17 protein-coding genes are annotated in these 18,931 nt (G+C 49.0%); 11 read left to right on the forward strand and 6 right to left on the reverse strand.

Annotation, left to right across the window (positions count from 1 at the left end; translation table 11 throughout):
* Nucleotides 1–76: 76 nt before the first annotated feature.
* The 4 genes from NX722_RS06850 to cobB all read left to right on the forward strand — a co-directional run bounded on the left by NX722_RS06850 (nucleotide 77) and on the right by cobB (nucleotide 5,486).
* A complete protein-coding gene (locus tag NX722_RS06850; protein WP_262567335.1) occupies nucleotides 77–1,909 on the forward strand; it encodes a beta-ketoacyl synthase in 1,833 nt (610 codons plus the stop codon).
* A 360-nt stretch (nucleotides 1,910–2,269) separates the two neighbouring features.
* Nucleotides 2,270–3,661, forward strand: a complete 1,392-nt coding sequence (locus NX722_RS06855; protein WP_262567336.1) for a hypothetical protein — start codon at nucleotides 2,270–2,272, stop codon at nucleotides 3,659–3,661.
* Between the two features lie 58 nt (nucleotides 3,662–3,719).
* On the forward strand, nucleotides 3,720–4,748 hold the full coding sequence (locus NX722_RS06860) for a hypothetical protein (protein ID WP_262567337.1): 1,029 nt from the start codon (nucleotides 3,720–3,722) through the stop codon (nucleotides 4,746–4,748).
* Between the two features lie 18 nt (nucleotides 4,749–4,766).
* Nucleotides 4,767–5,486 (forward strand): Sir2 family NAD+-dependent deacetylase, encoded by a 720-nt coding sequence (gene cobB / locus NX722_RS06865; protein ID WP_262567338.1) that lies wholly within the window; start codon nucleotides 4,767–4,769, stop codon nucleotides 5,484–5,486.
* Nucleotides 5,487–5,610: 124 nt separating this feature from the next.
* Here the strand turns inward: cobB and NX722_RS06870 are convergent, their stop codons facing one another.
* Together NX722_RS06870 and NX722_RS06875 are read right to left on the reverse strand one after the other, a co-directional pair.
* Complete coding sequence (locus NX722_RS06870) at nucleotides 5,611–6,582, reverse strand: NAD(P)H-dependent flavin oxidoreductase (RefSeq protein ID WP_262567339.1); 972 nt, start codon at nucleotides 6,580–6,582, stop codon at nucleotides 5,611–5,613.
* A 100-nt stretch (nucleotides 6,583–6,682) separates the two neighbouring features.
* A complete protein-coding gene (locus tag NX722_RS06875; protein WP_262567340.1) occupies nucleotides 6,683–7,066 on the reverse strand; it encodes a MarR family winged helix-turn-helix transcriptional regulator in 384 nt (127 codons plus the stop codon).
* A gap of 355 nt (nucleotides 7,067–7,421) precedes the next feature.
* Here NX722_RS06875 and NX722_RS06880 point away from each other — a divergent pair, with 355 nt between their 5' ends.
* The 4 genes from NX722_RS06880 (at nucleotide 7,422) to NX722_RS06895 (ending at nucleotide 11,556) form a co-directional block, all read left to right on the forward strand.
* Complete coding sequence (locus tag NX722_RS06880; protein WP_262567341.1) at nucleotides 7,422–8,765, forward strand: purine-cytosine permease family protein; 1,344 nt, start codon at nucleotides 7,422–7,424, stop codon at nucleotides 8,763–8,765.
* 115 nt (nucleotides 8,766–8,880) lie between these two features.
* Complete coding sequence (gene cysK, locus NX722_RS06885) at nucleotides 8,881–9,852, forward strand: cysteine synthase A (protein ID WP_262567342.1); 972 nt, start codon at nucleotides 8,881–8,883, stop codon at nucleotides 9,850–9,852.
* 288 nt (nucleotides 9,853–10,140) lie between these two features.
* On the forward strand, nucleotides 10,141–11,061 hold the full coding sequence (locus tag NX722_RS06890) for an SPFH domain-containing protein (RefSeq protein WP_262567343.1): 921 nt from the start codon (nucleotides 10,141–10,143) through the stop codon (nucleotides 11,059–11,061).
* Nucleotides 11,062–11,097: 36 nt separating this feature from the next.
* Nucleotides 11,098–11,556, forward strand: coding sequence for an NfeD family protein (locus NX722_RS06895; protein ID WP_262567344.1), 459 nt, complete (start codon nucleotides 11,098–11,100; stop codon nucleotides 11,554–11,556).
* A gap of 103 nt (nucleotides 11,557–11,659) precedes the next feature.
* Here NX722_RS06895 and NX722_RS06900 read toward each other — a convergent pair whose 3' ends face one another.
* The 3 genes from NX722_RS06900 to NX722_RS06910 are packed head-to-tail and all read right to left on the reverse strand — an operon-like array spanning nucleotide 11,660 to nucleotide 15,539.
* Nucleotides 11,660–13,354 carry a hypothetical protein gene (locus NX722_RS06900; protein ID WP_262567345.1) on the reverse strand — a complete coding sequence of 565 codons (1,695 nt, stop codon included), beginning with the start codon at nucleotides 13,352–13,354 and terminating at the stop codon, nucleotides 11,660–11,662.
* A 43-nt stretch (nucleotides 13,355–13,397) separates the two neighbouring features.
* Nucleotides 13,398–14,378, reverse strand: coding sequence for a fumarylacetoacetate hydrolase family protein (locus tag NX722_RS06905; RefSeq protein WP_262567346.1), 981 nt, complete (start codon nucleotides 14,376–14,378; stop codon nucleotides 13,398–13,400).
* A 12-nt stretch (nucleotides 14,379–14,390) separates the two neighbouring features.
* Nucleotides 14,391–15,539, reverse strand: coding sequence for a homogentisate 1,2-dioxygenase (locus NX722_RS06910; RefSeq protein WP_262567347.1), 1,149 nt, complete (start codon nucleotides 15,537–15,539; stop codon nucleotides 14,391–14,393).
* A gap of 208 nt (nucleotides 15,540–15,747) precedes the next feature.
* Between NX722_RS06910 and NX722_RS06915 the strand changes: the two genes are divergently transcribed.
* The gene (locus tag NX722_RS06915) at nucleotides 15,748–16,809 is read left to right on the forward strand and encodes a potassium channel family protein (RefSeq protein ID WP_407647964.1); all 1,062 of its coding nucleotides are present in this window, start codon (nucleotides 15,748–15,750) and stop codon (nucleotides 16,807–16,809) included.
* 35 nt (nucleotides 16,810–16,844) lie between these two features.
* On the opposite strand, the gene NX722_RS06920 is transcribed toward NX722_RS06915, so the two are convergent.
* Nucleotides 16,845–17,435, reverse strand: coding sequence for a hypothetical protein (locus NX722_RS06920; RefSeq protein WP_262567349.1), 591 nt, complete (start codon nucleotides 17,433–17,435; stop codon nucleotides 16,845–16,847).
* Between the two features lie 344 nt (nucleotides 17,436–17,779).
* On the opposite strand from NX722_RS06920, the gene greB reads away from it, so the two are divergent.
* Both greB and NX722_RS06930 read left to right on the forward strand, forming a co-directional pair.
* Nucleotides 17,780–18,265 carry a transcription elongation factor GreB gene (greB, locus tag NX722_RS06925; RefSeq protein ID WP_262567350.1) on the forward strand — a complete coding sequence of 162 codons (486 nt, stop codon included), beginning with the start codon at nucleotides 17,780–17,782 and terminating at the stop codon, nucleotides 18,263–18,265.
* A 208-nt stretch (nucleotides 18,266–18,473) separates the two neighbouring features.
* Nucleotides 18,474–18,887, forward strand: a complete 414-nt coding sequence (locus tag NX722_RS06930) for a hypothetical protein (RefSeq protein WP_262567351.1) — start codon at nucleotides 18,474–18,476, stop codon at nucleotides 18,885–18,887.
* Nucleotides 18,888–18,931 lie beyond the last annotated feature (44 nt).

Genomic DNA, 18,931 nt, shown 5'->3' on the forward strand with positions numbered 1-18,931 from the left:
CTGTTTTTTGCGTATCTGCCATTCAGGCAGTCAGCCGGAAGCAGGTGTCAGCATTCAAGGTGGCAGGAGTTTTTGAGTGTCCAGATTACCCGTTATCGTTGCCCAGGGTGGCGTCAGTCCGGCAGGACGAAGCTCCGGTTTTCATGGTTATCGACGTCTGGTGGTTGACCGGCTGGGGGCTGTTGAGCGTCAGCAGACCCTGAACGCAATCGCCCGTCTGCGAGGGCTGGACAACACAGTGACCGAGCAGGACATTCTTTCCGGTACCCTGATTCGTCAGCTGGAAGATAACCTGTTTGATGCCGACAACCTCTACCTGCACAATGCCCTGAATGTTCAGGAAGGCTCTGAGCTGATCCTGCCAGTCCGTCGTCTGCCCGCTTTACCCGAAGGCTGGGTGACAGAGCCTCTGGCTGATGGCAAACACGTTCGTGTCCGGGTCACTGCGACGCATAAAATGATGTTGCCGGGCAGCAGGGTTTCACCGGTCAAGGCGGCCGGGCAACTGCCGTCTGGATTTCAGCCGGAAAAACTGTACCAGTCCCGTCACCATCCCCGTTCACTGGCCATGACCGTATTCGGTGCTTCCGATGCGGTGCTGTCCTCAGGACTCGACTGGGCAGGTCTGAAAGGTTTGCTGGCACCGGAAGAGATGGCGGTGTATTCCGGCAGCGCTATGAGTCAGCTGGATTATAACGGCAACGGTGGCATGATGCAGGCGCGCCTGCTGGGCAAACGGGTGACGTCCAAACAGTGTCCGCTGGGCTTTTCAGAAATGTCAGCGGACTTTATCAATGCCTATATTCTTGGTTCTCTGGGAGCCACCGGCACCAGTATGGGCGCCTGTGCCACCATGCTGTATAACCTGCAGCTGGCGGTTAATGATATTCGAAGCGGGCGTCGTCGTCTGGTGGTGGTTGGCAACAGTGAAGCGCCGGTTACACCTGAAATAATGGACGGTTATACCACCATGGGCGCACTGGCAACGGATGCAGACCTCAGGGGGCTGGATCAGCTGATGGACAGCGAAGATCCGGACTGGCGCCGTGCCTGTCGGCCGTTTGCTGATAATGCGGGCTTTACCATTGCAGAGTCTTCCCAGTTTCTGATTTTGATGGATGATGAACTGGCTATGGAAGCAGGCGCAGAAGTACTGGGTGCTGTGGCGGATGTTTTTGTTAATGCCGATGGCTACAAAAAATCCATCTCCGCCCCGGGAGCCGGTAACTATCTGACGGTTGCCAGGGCGGCTGCACTGGGTCGATCCATTCTGGGCGAAGAGGCACTCCGCCAGCGCAGTTATGTTCAGGCACATGGCACTGGTACGCCGCAGAACCGCGTGACCGAATCGCACATTCTCAATGAGACGGCAAAGGTCTTTGGCATTGACCAGTGGGCGGTGTCTGCTGTGAAAAGCTACGTCGGACATTCAATCGGTGTGGCCGGCGGCGACCAGATAATGTCAACCCTTGGGGTATGGGACCAGGGGATTATTCCGGGTATTCGCACCATCAACCATCTCGCGGAAGATGTTCACGCTTCACACCTGAATATTCTTACCGACCACCATGATGCGGGTGTCAACGGTATAGACATGACACTGGTGAACGCTAAAGGTTTCGGTGGGAATAATGCCACCGCCCTGATAATGAGCCCTGACGTGGTCCTGTCGATGATGCAGAAAAAGCATGGTGAAAAAGCGACGACTGCATGGGAACACCGTCAGGAAAACACCCGTGAACGCCAGCAGGAATACGAAGATCAGTATCAGCAGGGAACCATGACGCCGATCTATCAGTTTGGTCAAGGCGTCCTGAATGGCGACGAGCTGGACTATACGGATCAGAAACTGTCGGTACCCGGCTATGGTCGTGCAATGAACCTGAATCTGGAAAACCCATACTGGTAAGCCAGCAAACTCCTCCCCGTTACGAGGCTGTCGCAAAAGGGCTGCGCTTGCCAATACTGCGTTAAAAAATGGCTCAAAATGCTCATTTACTCGGTGTAAACTGCGCTTTTTCGCCATTTTTTGCCTTGTCTTGCCTGCGCTCGCTGCCTTTTGCGACAGCCTCTTACCTGCCTGGCGACGGGGTGCCTCTCTTTTCTTTCTCGACTTGCCTGTTTTTCTAAGCCCTTTGTAAAAGCAAAGGCTTTCAGTTGATTTTATTGGCCACTCAAGCCATTCTCATCGAGTCATTGTTGTATCGTTACATAGATGCTGCACATTCAAGGCGTAGCAGGTGTTTTGGTGGACAGAAAGGAGAATCACATGCTCATGAGTCGTCTGGGAATAGCCCTGGTTTTAGTGGGAGCTGTAGGTATACAGCCGCTGGCTGCCCGGGCTGATGCCGGGCGTGTGGATATCAGCAGCGCCACTCAGTCCAGTCTGACGCTGTATTCTGACAAGGCATTTGTACGTCATTCACTGTCTACCCTGCCTTCTGAACAGGGCAGCCTCACAGTGTCGGGGCTACCTCAGGAATGGGATCATGACAGTCTTGATCTGAGGTATCGGGAGAGCGCCGGCTCAGTGACTCCGGCTCAGCTGGTCTGGCAGCCGGATGGTTTAGACCGGGATGCGATTTACCGGGGAATGGTTGGAAAAACGGTTGAATTGCTGGGTGGAGGCCTGAATGTTCCGGTACAGGGCACAATGCTGTCTTACCATTCTGGTCTGGCACTGGTTCAGGGAACAAATGGACGACAGTATCTTGTAGACTGGAGCGACCCGCAGGGCATACGGGTCGCTGGTCGTGATGCTATGGTCGCTGATAACCGGCTGGTTTCAGGTATTACCGCATCGTTTACACCTGCACAGGTTAAACAGCTGAAGGCTGATAATCTGCAATTGTCGTATGTGACACCGTCATTACGTTTTAGCAGTCATTATCGTATGACAGTGAATGACACCGATAATGCCCGGCTGGAGCTGAGCGCCCTGCTGAATAATTACAGCGACACCAGCTACAACCGGGCGGATATACGACTGGTTTCCGGTGACACCGGCAGGAGCGTTGCCTATGTCCGCAACAGACAGGTGATGATGGAAGCCGCCCCGGCTGCCATGGATTCAACCGGTGAAAGGGTGGGCGAAATGCTGGTGCAGAAACTGCCAAAAGGCACCCGGCTGCCTGCGCGCTCCAGTCAGCAGCTCAGCCTGTTTCATAAGGATGCGCTGAAGGTAGAAAAACTGTATGCACTGGATGTTTACGGACGCTCTTTCAGTGGTCGCAATAAGGTGGCTGAAAGACCTCGTTTGACTTATCGTTTCAAGGCGGAAGCCGATCTGCCTGCTGCACCGATTAAGCTGTTTGAAGAAACCAGTGATGGTGCAGTCATCATCGCCGGTGAAAGCTGGCTGACGCAGACAACATCCGGTGACTATGCCCATTTGACCATGGGAGAAGCCCTGGCTGTCCGGGTTGAGCGTAACTTGAAAAATTCTCAGCAACAGGAAAAAAACCTGAAGAACCAGTGGCAGGCTGTTATTCGCAATGATCAGGATGTCGACGTTAAGCTCACGCTGATGGAGCGTGATTCGGGATTGTTAAAAATCAGTGATGTAACAGGTGCCACCCTCGAAGGTGCGCGCACTCTTACCGTTAAAGTGCCTGCCAAAAGCTCTCGGGAGATCAGTTATCAGGCGACCTACCGACTTTAAGGCGGTTACCTCCGGCACTTCCTGTTATGGGGCATTGCTGTTATGGGGCATTGCTCTTATGAGGTATAGTATTCCGAAACACTGGGGCAGGTGGCTGGGTTCAGCTATTTGCCTTTTTCTGCTTTTAAATCCACTGCCTGTTTTTGCCCAGTTTCAGTACAGGTATTGGCTGAAGATTATCTTTGATACTGAAGATCAAATAACCATTCCTTTCAGGCTCAGTAGGGGTACAGACCGGGGAGCTGACTCTGCTCCTTCTGAGTCAGTAGCAAGCCGCCTCAGCAACCCGCAGCGGCAGTGTCTGGAACATCGTGGTAATGCCTGTGGATGCGTCAGAACAGCCCCCATTGCTCAGCGGCACGAACCCGTGTCTCAGTTAGAAGAGGTGAGAGTTGAAGGCCATTTCACAATGCCTGACGGAGCCTCTCAAACCCTCCAACTCCTTCCGGAGAATAATGCGTTCCACCAGGAGCGGTTGATGACAGGTGATCAGATAAACGCCCTGAATCAACAGATTGCCCTGATGGCACATATCCTGGCCGGGCTGAGAAAGAGAGAGCATAGGCAACTGTTCAGCGCAGAAACCGCGAAGATGTCCTATTGCAGTCCTGCAAAAGCTTTAAAGTCATGGTATTTTCGTTGTGGTTTTGGCTTTTGCACAGCCTTATGGTGGCTTCCGGGTGCCCTTAGTGGGGCTCCGGGTGCTTATGCAGGTTCCTGTATCGGTTCTACCATCACTGGTTACGCCCTTGCCTTTATAGCCGGTTACCAGAAGCTTTCGAATTGGTTTGTGGGTATTACTTTGCATCACGATGGCACCCGGCTATTACAGGAGGATGCTGAGCTACTGCGAAGGGTTATAACACAGCTTGATGGGCGATCGCGGTTGTATTCACTTCGGTTTACCAGTCCGGAAACCGCCGAGTTGCGCTTTCAGGTACTTTTGGCAGATTCTATCAGGTTGAGTGAGCAGGCTCTGGTGTATATGGGTTTATCAGGTCATTATCAGACCGTTTCAGTCAACGCATCTGAAGATGCCCCGCTAACTCCTGTTAATGAAATTATATTTATGGAAACCAGTTTATAAACAGAATGAGCCGGAGATATGTCAAAGTATAAGTCTATTGTCGTTTTAACAGGTGCAGGTATTTCGGCGGAATCCGGTATTCGTACCTTCCGCGCCAGTGACGGCTTGTGGGAAAATCATCCAGTTGAAGAAGTTGCCACGCCTGAGGGTTACTACCGCAATCCGGCACTGGTACAGACTTTCTATAACCAGCGCCGCCAGCAGTTGAGTGAAGTTGACGTTAATCAGGCGCATCTGGCTCTGGCTGATTTTGAGAAAACGTTTGATGGTGAATTTCTTCTGGTGACCCAGAATGTAGACGACCTCCATGAACGCGCGGGCAGTCGTCACCTGATTCATCTGCATGGTGAGCTGTACAAAGTACGGTGTCAGGATACCGAACAGGTTTTTGAGTGGAAACAGGATGTAACGCTGGAAACGGAATGCCCCTGTTGTCACAAACCGGGTAACCTGCGCCCTCATATTGTCTGGTTTGGAGAGATGCCTCTGGAGATGGAACGGATTTACGACGCGCTGTCACGCTGTGACCTGTTTATCTCAATTGGTACTTCCGGCAACGTCTATCCGGCTGCCGGTTTCTGTCAGGAGGCATTGGCAGCTGGCGCTCATACGGTAGAGCTGAACCTTGAGCCCAGTGAAACCCGTGATGCATTTCTGGAAGCGGTGCATGGGCCTGCTACCCGGGTTGTGCCGCAATATCTGTCCCAACTTCGCGGGGATGACGATGGTTCTTCTTAAGAGACGACAGAAGCTGAATACGAACCAGTATTGAATCGTATTCAGCATCCAGTCTACAAAGTTGAAATGATGTCTATGAATCACACAACTCAGGTGGTTTGATTACCAAAGACTGTTTCAAACATCAGACTGCAACCGGAACGCCTGAGTACAGGTCGCTGACAATTTCCTTACAGGTTTTAATTTCTTTAATCAGGCTGACTGCCGCACTAACAGAAATAAACCCTTTGTCCAGTCTTCCTTTAATGAATCCATCCAAAAACGTCTGGGTAATTTTTTCTACAATGGCTTCGTTATCTTTCAGCTCAGCGGTTTGATTTTCCATGTAATCAGTAACTGACTGGGTTGTCAGGCAGCGCTCATGACCGTAAGCCGTTTTTAATGTTACTGTTTCTTCAGATTCGAATTTGATGATTGCGTCTTTGGTGATTTGAGACGCCGGGCTCTCTTCGCTTGTAATAAATGCAGTACCAACAAATACACCTTCTGCACCCAGGGCAAAGGAAGCCTTAACGCCGCGCGAGTCAACAATACCACCGGCTGCTAATACAGGGATATCAACAGAGTCAGCAATAACCGGAACAATGGACATCGTTCCGAGAGTATTCATTGGCGCAGAACCGCCTTCATCAAATCCGGTTGCTACGATCACGTCTGCTCCGGCACGTTCAGCCAGCTGCGCTTGTTCAATGGTTGGGTTCACCGGTCTGGCGATAACCTTCATACCATAGTCTTTTAATTTCTTAACTGCACTTTCAGTTACATAGCCAGCTGCAACAACGTGCATGACTTCTTCTTCAATTGCTACCTGCAGGCAGGCATCACCGAAGAAGTCAATTCCGTCAAATGGCAACACATAGTTAAAAGCAAATGGCTTGTTCGTGAGTTTCTTAATCTTCCTGATTTGAGTACGCATTCTTTCAGCGGTTTCCTCAACTGAGGTGACTTTTGTATCGTAGCCGCCATTAAAACCGTAAGTGCCAAGGCCTCCTGCTTCAGATACCGCCGCAACCATCTCGGCAGATGTCACCCAAAGCATTGGTGCCTGGATAATGGGCTTTTCAATATTAAGAACTTCACAAATCCGGTTTTTCATAGTAGAACCTTAAATTTCTGGTCAGATTAAACACTTTAGTAGTTAGATAATGTCTAACTAACTAGTTAAATAAAAAAATCAATAAGAATTACAAAAAAACTTAATGATCTTTTGTAATTTCTATCAAAAATTCCATAAACTGATTTGCTTCCCTGTCAGTTAAAACGTCACATATCTCAATGGCCAGATCTTCCTGGGCCAGTGACTTATATCTGGCTACCTTTTTGCCCTTATCAGTCAATTCAATGAAGTGTACTCGCCCGTCATTAGGGTCTTTTTTTCTATAGATACAGCCTGCCTTATGCAGCTTATTGATGATTTCGGTTACTGATGGCTTTGTAATGTTCAGTAGTTTTGCAAATTGACTGGTGGTCAGGTCAGGCGTTTTGTCGATTGTCTCCAGGTAAAAAAATTGTTTGGCCGTTAAATCAGCCGCACCCAGATCTTCAATGACCTGAAATGCGCACTTAGCATGTTTTTCCATGAAAATGTGCAATATTTCACTCAGTTTCTTCTGCTGCCTCAAAAATTAACCTCTTTCAATATAGTTAGTTTAGTCCTAACGAATAATATAGCTGATTTTTATGACTGTCAACCGCTAATCTGACAAGTCCATACCACCCTGTTTTCTGACCACCATAACGGGCATAGCAGGCTGGATACCAGAGCAAGGGCGAATGACGTGCAAAAGCGGGCTATTGCGAGGGCTTCAACGGTCAGCTCCTCATGACTCTCTTTTCAGATGGCCTCTTAGAGTTCACTTTTAAAGCGTAAACCGGTCTGCTGTTCTATCCTGATGTCCTTTGTTGGTCTGGGAACCTGGTTCAGGAAGTAGTAGTTTGAGATCGTTGATTACCCGTTTCATGCCTGAGATTGAAGTCTATGGTACCCAGCCTGTACCGGAAAATCTGCGGCAAGCAGGTAGTTATGACCTGTTTGTGATAATGACCAATTTTCTGGTCAATCCTGCCTCTATTTATTCTGCGGCTCTTGGCGTAGCCGGAGGTTTATCGTTTATCGCTGTGGTCATTACCCAGGTGGTCGCTCTGTTTGTTGCCATGGTCGCCCTGCTGGTGATGGCGAGAATGGGGGTGGATTACGGTTTAACGGGACAAATGGCCTGTCGAACAGCCCTTGGTGTCAGGGGAGGGCGCTGGCTGACGTCGCCATTAAGGGCAGTATGTTCGGTTTACTGGTTTGCTTTTCAGACCCTGGTGAGCAGTCTGGCGCTGACTGCCATCTTGTCAGAGTACTTCGATATAATTCTGCCACTGACAACGGTGGCTCTGCTTTTTGCCGTTTTACAGGTGGCGGTGGCGCTGGTGGGCTATCGCTGGTTGCAGGGGGTGTTTAGCAGAGCTTTGCCGCTGAAGATTCTGTGTCTGATAATCATTGTTGCCTTGCTCTGGAAGCAGCCCTCTGCGAGTAATAACTGGTTCCACTTACCGGCAGGCAATGACTGGCTACTGGTAATGCTCTGGTTTAATGCTGTTGTGGGCAGCATGCTCACGAATGTCACAGACTCTGCCGACCTGGTTCGTTATGTAAAGAACCGCCGGTGTCTGTGGGCAGGAGCCATGTCCGGGGCGTTATGTGGCGTAGTATTAGGTGCAGGACTGGGTGCCTGGCTGATGATGGTGGTAGGGGGAAGCGCTGACAATCTTTACCACAATGTTTTGCGCGCTGAGCCCGGTCTGCTGATGGTGGCTGCCATTGTTGTCCTGATCGTAATGGATAACTGGACGATTAATGTCATCAATCTGTATACCGGTGGTTTATCGCTGAGTCATACACTGGAGCCCGTGAGTCGTTTTACCTGTACGCTGCTGATCAGCCTTCCTGCCATCTGGCTGTCTGGCACGCCCGAGGTGATTCATAATTATCTGCAAATTATGGAGAAAGCCGGAGTTTTGTTTTCTGCGATTGCCGGTGTACTGCTGGTGGATTATTCCTGCAGAAAATGGCAGTTGAACGTTGATGCCCTGTATCAGGTTAATGGGGAATACTGGTATCAATACGGTTTTCGGATCAGCGCACTGCTCATTATTGCTCTCGCATCACTGGCAGGGTTTTCGGTGCCGGATAGCTGGCCGCTGCCCCTTATTGTCCTTCTGCTATCAGCAGGCAGTTATCGCTTAATGCTGCATTGTGAAGCACGAAACCATTTGGTAATAAAAAGATAATTGATATTCTATTTAGTTATTATTTAATAATAATATATTCCTTCAACTTATATTTAGCTGCGATATTATTGCCTTATTTTATAAAAGTCATTATCAACGACTATGGGGTAATAAAATGGCTAAGGTTTTCGCAGACAACTCCCTCTCTATAGGCAATACACCGCTGGTTCGATTGAATCGTATTGCGGGTGATCATGAGATTTATGTAAAAATTGAATCACGCAACCCCGCTAACAGCGTTAAGTGTCGTATTGGTGCCAGCATGATATGGGAAGCGGAATCTTCCGGTAAACTGCGCGAAGGCATGGAGCTGGTTGAACCCACCAGTGGTAATACCGGTATTGCCCTGGCCTTTGTTGCGTCTTCCAAAGGCATTCCTTTAACCCTGACTATGCCATCGTCCATGAGTCTGGAGCGTCGGAAAGTGATTAAGGCGCTTGGCGCCAGGATTATTCTGACTGAACCGGCTAAGGGTATGGCTGGTGCCGTGGCAAAGGCTAAGGAAATCGCAGACTCTGACCCTGAAAAATACTTGTTGTTGCAACAGTTTGAAAACCCTGCCAACCCAAAGATCCATGAAGAAACCACCGGCCCGGAAATCTGGAACGATACCGATGGTGAGATTGATATTTTTGTTGCAGGTGTCGGGACTGGCGGCACCATTACCGGGGTGTCGCGTTACATCAAGGAGATTCGGGGTAAGAACATTACTTCAGTAGCCGTAGAGCCAACTGCATCGCCTGTTATCACCCAGACGCTGACTGCTCAGGAGGTGAAACCTGCCCCTCACAAGATTCAGGGTATTGGTGCTGGTTTTATTCCCGGTAATCTGGATCTGTCAATGGTTGATCAGGTTGAACAGGTCAGTAATGAAGAGGCCATAACCATGGCGCTCAGGCTGATGCGTGAAGAAGGTATTCTTGCCGGTATTTCCAGTGGTGCTGCGGTGGCGGCTGCCCTGAAAGTAGCTGAGGAGCCGGTTCACAAAGGTAAGAAGGTGGTTGTGATACTGCCGGATTCCGGAGAGCGCTATTTGTCGACCGCTCTTTTTGAAGGTGAGTTTGACGAGCAGGAACTGGTTCAGTAATGACGGTTTGATGACCGCCCCTGCCCAAGCTTGCTGATCATGGTCAGCAAATTCATTTGTTTCCCACTTTACTTGAATCTGCAACGTGAAGTGGGAACCTTCCCCGACCTGGCTTTTCGCCGCAATACTTCTGCCCATAGCTATTTTATTCTGTTTCATCATTCACTCATTTATTCCTTTTCGCGCTGTGCAGCAGGGCATAGAATACGTTGCTAGTTACTCTTTTAATTAAATGGCCATGAGTGAAACATTGCGCTGACATGATAAAAAGTCAGAAGGAGTTGAGTTATGGGGTTTGAAATCACTGCTATTGCGTTTGTTCTGCTGATTGCGGTACTCATTGCAACTGGCGTCAGGATGGTTCCCCAAGGTTATAACTACACGGTGGAACGGTTTGGAAAGTACACGAAAACGCTCCCGCCAGGCCTGCATGTTATCGTGCCGGTGATTGACAGTGTTGGTAACAAGATGAATATGATGGAGCAGGTTCTCGATATTGCCCCGCAGGAAGTGATTTCATCGGACAATGCCCAGGTGACGACGGATGCTGTGTGCTTCTTTCAGGTACAGGATGCGGTGAAAGCGTCTTATGAGGTTAACGACCTCCCCAAAGCCATGCAAAATCTGGTGATGACGAATATTCGTGCAGTGCTTGGTTCCATGGAGCTGGACGAAATGCTGTCTAACCGGGATCGCATTAACGGGCAGTTGCTGGCTAAAGTCGATGAAGCCACTGACCCCTGGGGGTTGAAAGTAACCCGTATAGAATTACGCGATATAGCCCCCCCAAACGATCTGGTAGAAGCTATGGCCCGGCAGATGAAAGCGGAACGGGACAAGCGCGCACAGATTCTTGACGCTGAAGGTGCCAGAGAAGCGGCTATTAAAGTAGCAGAAGGTCAAAAGCAGGCTCAGATCCTGCAGGCTGAAGGCGAACTGGAAGCGGCCAAGCGTGAAGCTGAAGCCCGGGAGCGGCTGGCCGAAGCCGAAGCCAGGGCAACTGAGGCGGTGTCCCGGGCGATTGCCAGTGGTGATCAGCGGGCGATTAATTACTTTGTTGCACAGAAGTACGTTGAGGCTCTGAAAGAAGTCGGAGCCGCTGATAACAGCAAACTGATCATGATGCCACTTGAGGCCAGTGGTGTGATTGGCTCTCTGGCAGGAATCAGGGAACTGCTCAGTGAAGTATCGGGTAATAAGCCGTCCTGAGCGGTTGGTTTTCAATAACAGATTAACGGCACTATCATGATGGAATTTCTGTCGTCTATACAACCCTGGCACTGGTTGATTGTGGGTTTTCTGTTCCTGGGGCTGGAAGCCCTTGGAACCGGTGGCTTTTTGTTAGGTACCGCGCTGGCCGGGTTATTACTGTCCGGGTTGTTGTGGTTTTTTCCTGACCTGAGCTGGAGCTGGCAACTGGTGTGGTTTGGCTTGGGTAGCCTGATGTTTACCGTGGCGTACTGGAAGCTGTTTCGTCGCGTGAATGAGCGATCTGACAACCAACAGCTTAATAATCGTGCAGCTCAGCTGATCGGAAGGGTGGTGGAAGTCTCTGAACCCCTGACCCATGGTCAGGGCAGGGTACAGATTGGTGATACTCTCTGGAAAGTGAAGGCCAGTGAAACGATTGAAGCCGGTACGCAAGTCGTTGTCATTGGGGCGGATGGTATGACTTTGCTGGTAGAACGTCACGGTCAGTCCTGAAGTCCGGATCATCATAGGCTGTTCAGGTGTACGACTTGCCCGTTTATTAATGACGGGGCAGGCTGTATTTCTTTTGAATTCGCAGGTTAGCAGGCATCGCGCCTTATAGCTTTATTACTGATGATTTTGTATTTGCGCGCAGCGCTTCCAGATAGTCTTTCCACCACTGTGGTGTAACCCGCCAGTGTATTTTCTGTGTTACTTTTTTAGACTTCAGTCTGGCGAAAATCAGGATTCTGGATTGTGAAACGACCAGTAGCCACTGGTCATCTTTATCGAATTCCAGCTGGTCTGGTTTGACCAGAGTTCTCAGCCCATCCTCTTTCCTGAGTGACTGATGGAGTTTCCAGCGTTGCATATCTGACCGGGGCTTCAGTATCGTCAGACGGTCTGCATCTGTTTCAGTGACACCCAGTAAGCTGGAGCGATGAGTGAACTGAACATCGGAAGGTGCAAAGCGGTGGTCATTCTGGATATATTTGTCAATTCTCTGTATTAAATTGCATCCGGTGCTATAGCATTGATGAATTTCTACTGGCTGACCTGATAGATAAGGTGATATGGCAATAAACTGACCATTAGCTGTCATGGCGAGTTTACCGGCAATAATATCTGGTTTGAGCTGGTTAACAGGTATGAGCTGACCTGAGTCTGAGTCGAAATAAAACCGATCCAGCGGGTGTTTTATGGGATGTTGATGGCTGGCGACCACGAAGTCTGCGGCAGATGTTCTGGTCACTGCAATTCCATGGAGAGCCTGAGCATAGTTATTTTGTGTTATGAGGCCCACTTGTGTCTGGCTGGTTGGCTGTTCAAGTTCGCCATTAAGTTGATCGAATTTCCAGGCTGTCAGCCAGGTTGGCATGCTGGAGTCCATTGAAGAAAGAACCTCTTCGGTATCGAATTTGACCAGCTTCCCCCTGGCTCCCAGCGTAAAAAGATGTGTACCTGATGAGCTGAAAGCTGTATTGCAAACTCTGTAGAGTTTGTCACGATGGTCGGAGGTAGATTGTACGGAACTGGAGCTGGGTGAAAGACGGTTCAGTTTTTCAGTGGGAAAAAGCCAGGCATGGTACATATCCACTTTATGGTTAAGTGCATCTCCACCTGCAATCCATTGTTTGTCGGGAGACAGAGCCAGTGCACAGTATCCAGTGAGCATACGTAGGTTGTGACTGCGGTTCCACTCCCAGCTACCTCTCCTGTCGGTCATAAGAATTTTTGTAAGGTTACCCGTTTTAAAACTGACGATGATTTCGGAAGATAAACTGAATGTTGCGCTGGCAATCACTGGTGCTGGCTTGCCTGTAAAATCTTCTGCTTTGGAAAAATCCATGTGCGTGTGATAGTAAAATGTGTCAGGGTCTGGTGGGTATAAAGTTTTCCATTGTGCGGGGCTTAGCCCTGTTCCACTCAGGGTTGTGAGAGTTACCTGTTGGTGATGGCGGTCAAACCCTTTAAGAGCGGTGTTATCATCCGGATCGTCAGGAGGATTACCATAATAGGTGAACTCAGCACCTGAACTTTCCGGAGAAAAAGCCAGCTCAAGATAATGGCAGCGTGATTCAGAAAAACTCAGGGTTGAAGGATGTTTCAGAAAACGAAAACCTTCTGGAGGCGTTTTCAGAAGCAAAGTGTCTTCAGGGTCATCGCTGCAGAGCATTGTCGTTATCACTTTTTCAGCTCCGGCCGGAACATGACCAAAATCGATATGCGGGTCAAAAGAGAACGTTGCCAGCACAGGCGCATTAAAAAAAACGCCGCTTAATACGATCAAAGTGCGAAATCGCCTTTGCATGCTTCAGCCTCTAACCAGTCAGAATGCTAAAAGTAGCAGGGTGTCAGTGGTTGCCTGCAAAAGTCTGCTCAATGGCACCGAACAGAGATTGTCCATCCGGAGTAGTGATTTCAATTCTGACCCTGTCGCCAGGCTTTAAATAGGGAGTTTGAGGCTGACCGTTGGCGATGATTTCCAGCATTCGCTGTTCGACCAGACAGCATGAACCGGTGCTTTTATCTTTGTTAGACACTGTGCCTGAACCAATAATGGTACCTCGTCCAAGTGGACGGGTTTTTGCGGCATGGGCTATCAGTTCGTGAAAGTTGAAGGTCATATCCACTGCGCAGTCAGGGTGTCCAAAAGGCCGGTCATTCAGGTAGACCTGCATGGGCAGGCTGAGTTTGCCCTCTTGCCAGTAATCACCCAGTTCATCCGGGGTAACTGCTACCGGGCCAAAGCTGCTGGGGGGTTTGCTCTGGACAAAACCGAAGCCTTTGCCCAGTTCATCCGGAATCAGGTTGCGCAGTGAAATGTCGTTACAGAGCGTCACCAGCATAATATGCTGGTGTGCTTCCTCCTTACTGCACCCCATAGGCACATCGTCGGTAATGATGGCAAGCTCTGCTTCAAAATCAACGCCCCAGTCCGGATTGGCAGTGATAGGGTCACAGGGGCCTAACAGGTTGTCGGAGCCCCCCTGGTACATAAGTGGGTCAGTCCAGAAACTGTCTGGCATAGGAACGCCACGGGTCTTTCTTGCCAGCTCTACATGGTTGACGTAGGCGCTGCCATCAAGCCATTGAGTCGCTCTGGGTAAAGGTGCGCTGCAACTAGGGGTGTGAAAACGTTTAGCGTTGTCAACCTGTCCAGCGGCATTGATGCGCTGGTGACGCTCTTGCAGGTCGGGCAGGAGCGTTTCCCAGTTATCCAGACATTCCCGTAATGAAGGGGCAATATCCGTGATGCGGAAAGCCCGCTTCAGGTTTCTGGATACTATGTGCAATTGGCCGTCACGACCGGATTTATAGCTGGCAAATTTCATTTATTCGTCCTGTCAGTCTTTATCAGTTGAGGCCGGGCTTTTCCATGAGTCGGCATAGGCTTTGATGTCAACCTGCTCTGCCTGCGTTGACAGTGACAACGGTCGGCGGGTGTCGATCATAACCGCCACTTCGTTAGTGAAGGTTTGCGGGTCTTCCATGCTTTTTTTCAGAGCCTTGGGGTGTGGTCCGTGAGGAAAACCACAGGGGTGAAAAGTCACCATACCGGCATCTATGTGGTCACGGCTGAAGAAATTACCCTGGTGATAAAAAATCACTTCGTCAAAGTCATCATTGTTATGGAAAAAGGGGACTTTGAGAGCATTCGGGTCTGTTTCAATGGGGCGGGGGCAGAAGGTGCAGACAACGAATCCCTGACCGACAAATGTCGTATGCACGGAAGGGGGTAAATGATAGCGGTGACTGGTGAGCGGTCTTATATCCCGCCAGTTCAGCCTGATCACTGTGTTGGTTCCGTGCCAGCCAACGGCGTCAAGAGGGTTAAAAGGGTAAGTGAGGGTAGAAATAGCATCGAGCCGTTTGATGCGAACCTGCCACTCGTTTTCATCCTGCTGAGCCTTGAACTGGTTATTGATTTCGGGATGATCCAGTACGGCAGGGTCGTAAATAGCATTATATCCAGTGATGCCCTTGTCTGGCAGACGATAACAGCCGTCTTTGTTTTCCACCATCAGCATGGCAATGGGTACTGACGTTTCGATACGCCACGCTGTCCCCCTGGGTATAACCAGATAGTCACCTTCTGTAATAGACAGGTGTCCATAATCGCAGAAAAACTCGCCCTGACCTTCGTGAATAAACAGTAGCTCATCGCCATCACTGTTGCGCACCAGGTGTTGCATAGATTGTGACAGGCACCAGAAGCGAATGGTTGTATCCCGGTTATAAAGGAAGGGTGAGACGGACCAGGGGCATTCCTGTGTGCTGTCCAGTTGGGACAAGTCCAGGGCATGGGGGCGTAGCGGGCCTTCAAAATGGCTCCAGGCTGTTGGTGGGTGGCGGTGATGCATCTGTGTAACCGGGCCGTAAAAACCCTCGCGGCCAAGCTCCCGTTCATAAGTCCCTTCAGGAAGATCGCAGTGCGCCTGTCTGGAGCATTGGCCTTCCCGCAGTGGCAGGTGTATCCATGGTTTATGACTCATTGATGCGCTCCGGTTGCTGTCTGTAACGGTGAGAGGTGTATAAGTCTTATTACTGTTATTTTTTATTCCGGGTTCTGATTGTCTCTTGCTGATACTTTTGCAAGATTCTTGCTCAAACACTCAACCGTATGGTTCCATATGGCCGAGTACTTATGAGATATAGACGATAGTGTTATGCTTGTCATGATTTAATAGCTTAAAACGACGGATGAATGTGGTAAAGCTACTTAAGACAACGCTGTTCTATTTGAACCAGCAATTGTTCAGGTTAACCTGGCTTTCCATTGTGGTACTTTTGTGCGCGCTGTATTTTGGCAGCTGGTTTTTAATGGAACTCTCGGGTGAGCAGGGACTGACAGAACCCGGAGTCTGGTTTTATTATTTCGTGACGACAGCGACCACCATTGGTTACGGTGATTTAAGCCCGCAGACCATGGGTGGGCGGATGGTGGCTGCTATTTTCATGATGCCGGGGGCTGTGGTTGTTTTTGCTGCATTTCTGGGCAAAATGTCCACTACGTTTGTCAATCTCTGGAGGAAAGGCATGCAGGGGAAGGGCGACTTTTCCATGTTCGATGACCATATTGTCATACTTGGCTGGCATCCCGAACATACACCACAGATGGTCAACCTGATTTATGGAGACACCCGGAGGGTTGCTCGCAAGGTCGTATTATGCGCAACAGATGAAATGGAAAACCCGTTTCCGGATACCGTTCACTTTGTTCGTGGTGAAAATCTGCATAGCGAAGACCTGCTTAAACGCTCAGGTATCCGGACTGCGTCCCGGATTATTATTTACCGGGGCAATGACGATAAAACCCTGGCGTCCTGCCTGACTGTGGTGGCAACGGGAACGAAAGCCCATATCGTTGCCAGGTTTGACACTCAGGGTATGGCTGACCTCCTTAAATCGCACTGTCCCCAGATTGAGTGTCACTCCGATATCTCTATGGAAATGCTGGTACGTTCCGCACAGGATCCGGGTTCTTCCCGTATTCAGGAGCAGTTGTTATCCACGCTGGAAGGGCCGACCCAGTTTTCTATTTCTGTGCCTGATGGCTTTGGAGCGGTCAGCTTTTCCCGGCTGATGAGCTACTTCAAAACAGAACATGAGGCCATGATTCTGGGCGTTGCTGACAAGGTGACTGGCGATAACCTTAAGTTAAATCCTGAAAGTGATTATCAGGTGAGGGGCCAGCAGGTTCTTTATTATATGGCTGCCGAGCGAATTCATTCCGGTGATGTTAACTGGGGAAATTGTCAATAGTTCTTTATCTGGGGGGCTGAGGTTCGCAGACCCGGTTACACATAGATGACGGATTGAGTTTCAGGTGGTAAACCTGAAACTGTGTGTGTTTGGGTGGCAGCCGCATTACAGTCGTTAGAAAGATCCTTAAGGTGAATTGAATACGCAAATAAAGCCCCCCCTTGCAGAGGTCGGAAACGATGCACAATACGACCATCGAATTCCAGCTCAACAATAGATGGCTCGGAAGCAATAAATTTTTCTACTCCCATGTTTTTTATCGGTTTCCCAGTTTTATGATTTATTTCGAAAAATTCTAATGTAAAACCAGCATTACAAAAGAATAAAACTTTCCGGTAACTTAACTCAGGGTCATCAGCTTCGAAGGAATGATAATGATAGCCATGGGCCGATTCACAACGGAGTAACCATGAACTTCCAAGACTCAAGAGTCTGGAATCACTATTCGATATATTCCGATCAGACCTGACCGAAGTGGACTTAATAAATTCTTCATTTAATATCGAACCCAACAGGCCTTTATTTCTCAATTCGTTGAAGCTTTCGATGAGCGAGGATACTAACACCTTAGACGCGACCGGTGAAACCGGTAATTTAGTCACTCTTGCATATTTTCCTACAGCCAAAGCTTTCTCCTGATAAGACGGTTTTCTCATTCTAGTTCTGAATGAGTTCCTCATGATGGAAACAGGTTAAATCATACTGGATGAGGTTAAGATAGCCGTTGAGTTGGGTGGTTGTAGATTTTTATTTGCGCCCTGAATCCTGATGAATCTACCCTCCTTAAAATATCCAATCATATTCGAGGTTTGCCAAAATGCTCGGAACCTCTCAACCAAATTAGTGGGTAAGAATCCACTAAACGTTCACTGCCGGATTTCTGCGGAACGTAACTGATTGTCTGGAACAGATCATAAGGAGGCGTGTACTATTGATCATTGGAAAATGATAAACGGATAATGACAGTTCAATGAAGTCCAACCTGATTACCCGCGCCGGTAAAGAAGCCCTTCAGAAAGAGCTCGACTGGCTATGGAAAGTCAAGAGACCACAGGTAACCCAGGCTGTTTCCGAAGCTGCGGCACTGGGGGATCGTTCAGAAAATGCGGAATACAAAGAAGGCAAACGCGAACTCAGAAGCATAGATCGTCGGCTTCGTTTCCTGACTAAAAGGCTTGAAACGGTAAAAGTCGTAGACTATTCACCCGAGCAGGAAGGTAAATGCTTTTTTGGTGCCTGGGTTGAAATAGAAAATGAAGACGGCGACATTTTGCAGTGTCGTATTGTTGGCTCGGATGAGATTGATGTCAGTAAAGGTCATATCACCATTGACTCGCCCATGGCAAAAGCACTGATTGGCAGGCAGGTAGATGATGAGGTGGTGGTAAAAACACCGGAGGGGGATAAAATCTGGATTATTCTTAATATCCAGTATCAGGCTTTTGATCGGGGGTGATTGTCTTGTAGAAGATTGTCTTGTAGAAGATTGTCTTGTAGAAAGAAGTTTCTGGCGTTTTGTCGTATAACGATCAGCTGTATTTTTACTTAAACTTACTGATACAGGTATGCCATGAGAGCATAATCGTGTATTGTTTTCCGCCTTTTCTGTCTGGCATTTATTCGGTACTTGGATAGTAGTACCTTGATTTTGGTACTTAGAGCCCGTGAAGCGATACAAGCAAACCATACTGTCTAATTTTTTCGTGGCTATTAATGCAGAAAGCACTGACACCAGTGAAGGTGACTATCATCTGGTGGAAGCGAATCTGGATATTGAGTCCCGGGATGATCGCACTCTGTGTACGGAGGTGCTGCATGGAGAGTATCGCTATGAAGTGTTGACCAACCATCTGCTGGTCGGTGCCTGTCCGATTTGTTCTGCCATTCTCCAGCGTCGCATCAGTAATATGCCTCTCGAACGTAAGGCAGGAACTACCAGTGCGTTTGAAGACATCGAAGAGGAAGTGCCTGAAACCCAGATGGCATTGTTACTTGAGAATAGTGGTGATGACAAAGAAGAAACTGACACTGAATGCAGCAGTGAGAAGACTTCACCACAGTTTGATCTGTTTGGTTAAGTTCGGCAGGAAAAAACCGGAAAGATAATCAACCTTTCCGGTAT

It is taken from the genome of Endozoicomonas gorgoniicola, assembly GCF_025562715.2.
Taxonomy (GTDB): domain Bacteria; phylum Pseudomonadota; class Gammaproteobacteria; order Pseudomonadales; family Endozoicomonadaceae; genus Endozoicomonas_A; species Endozoicomonas_A gorgoniicola.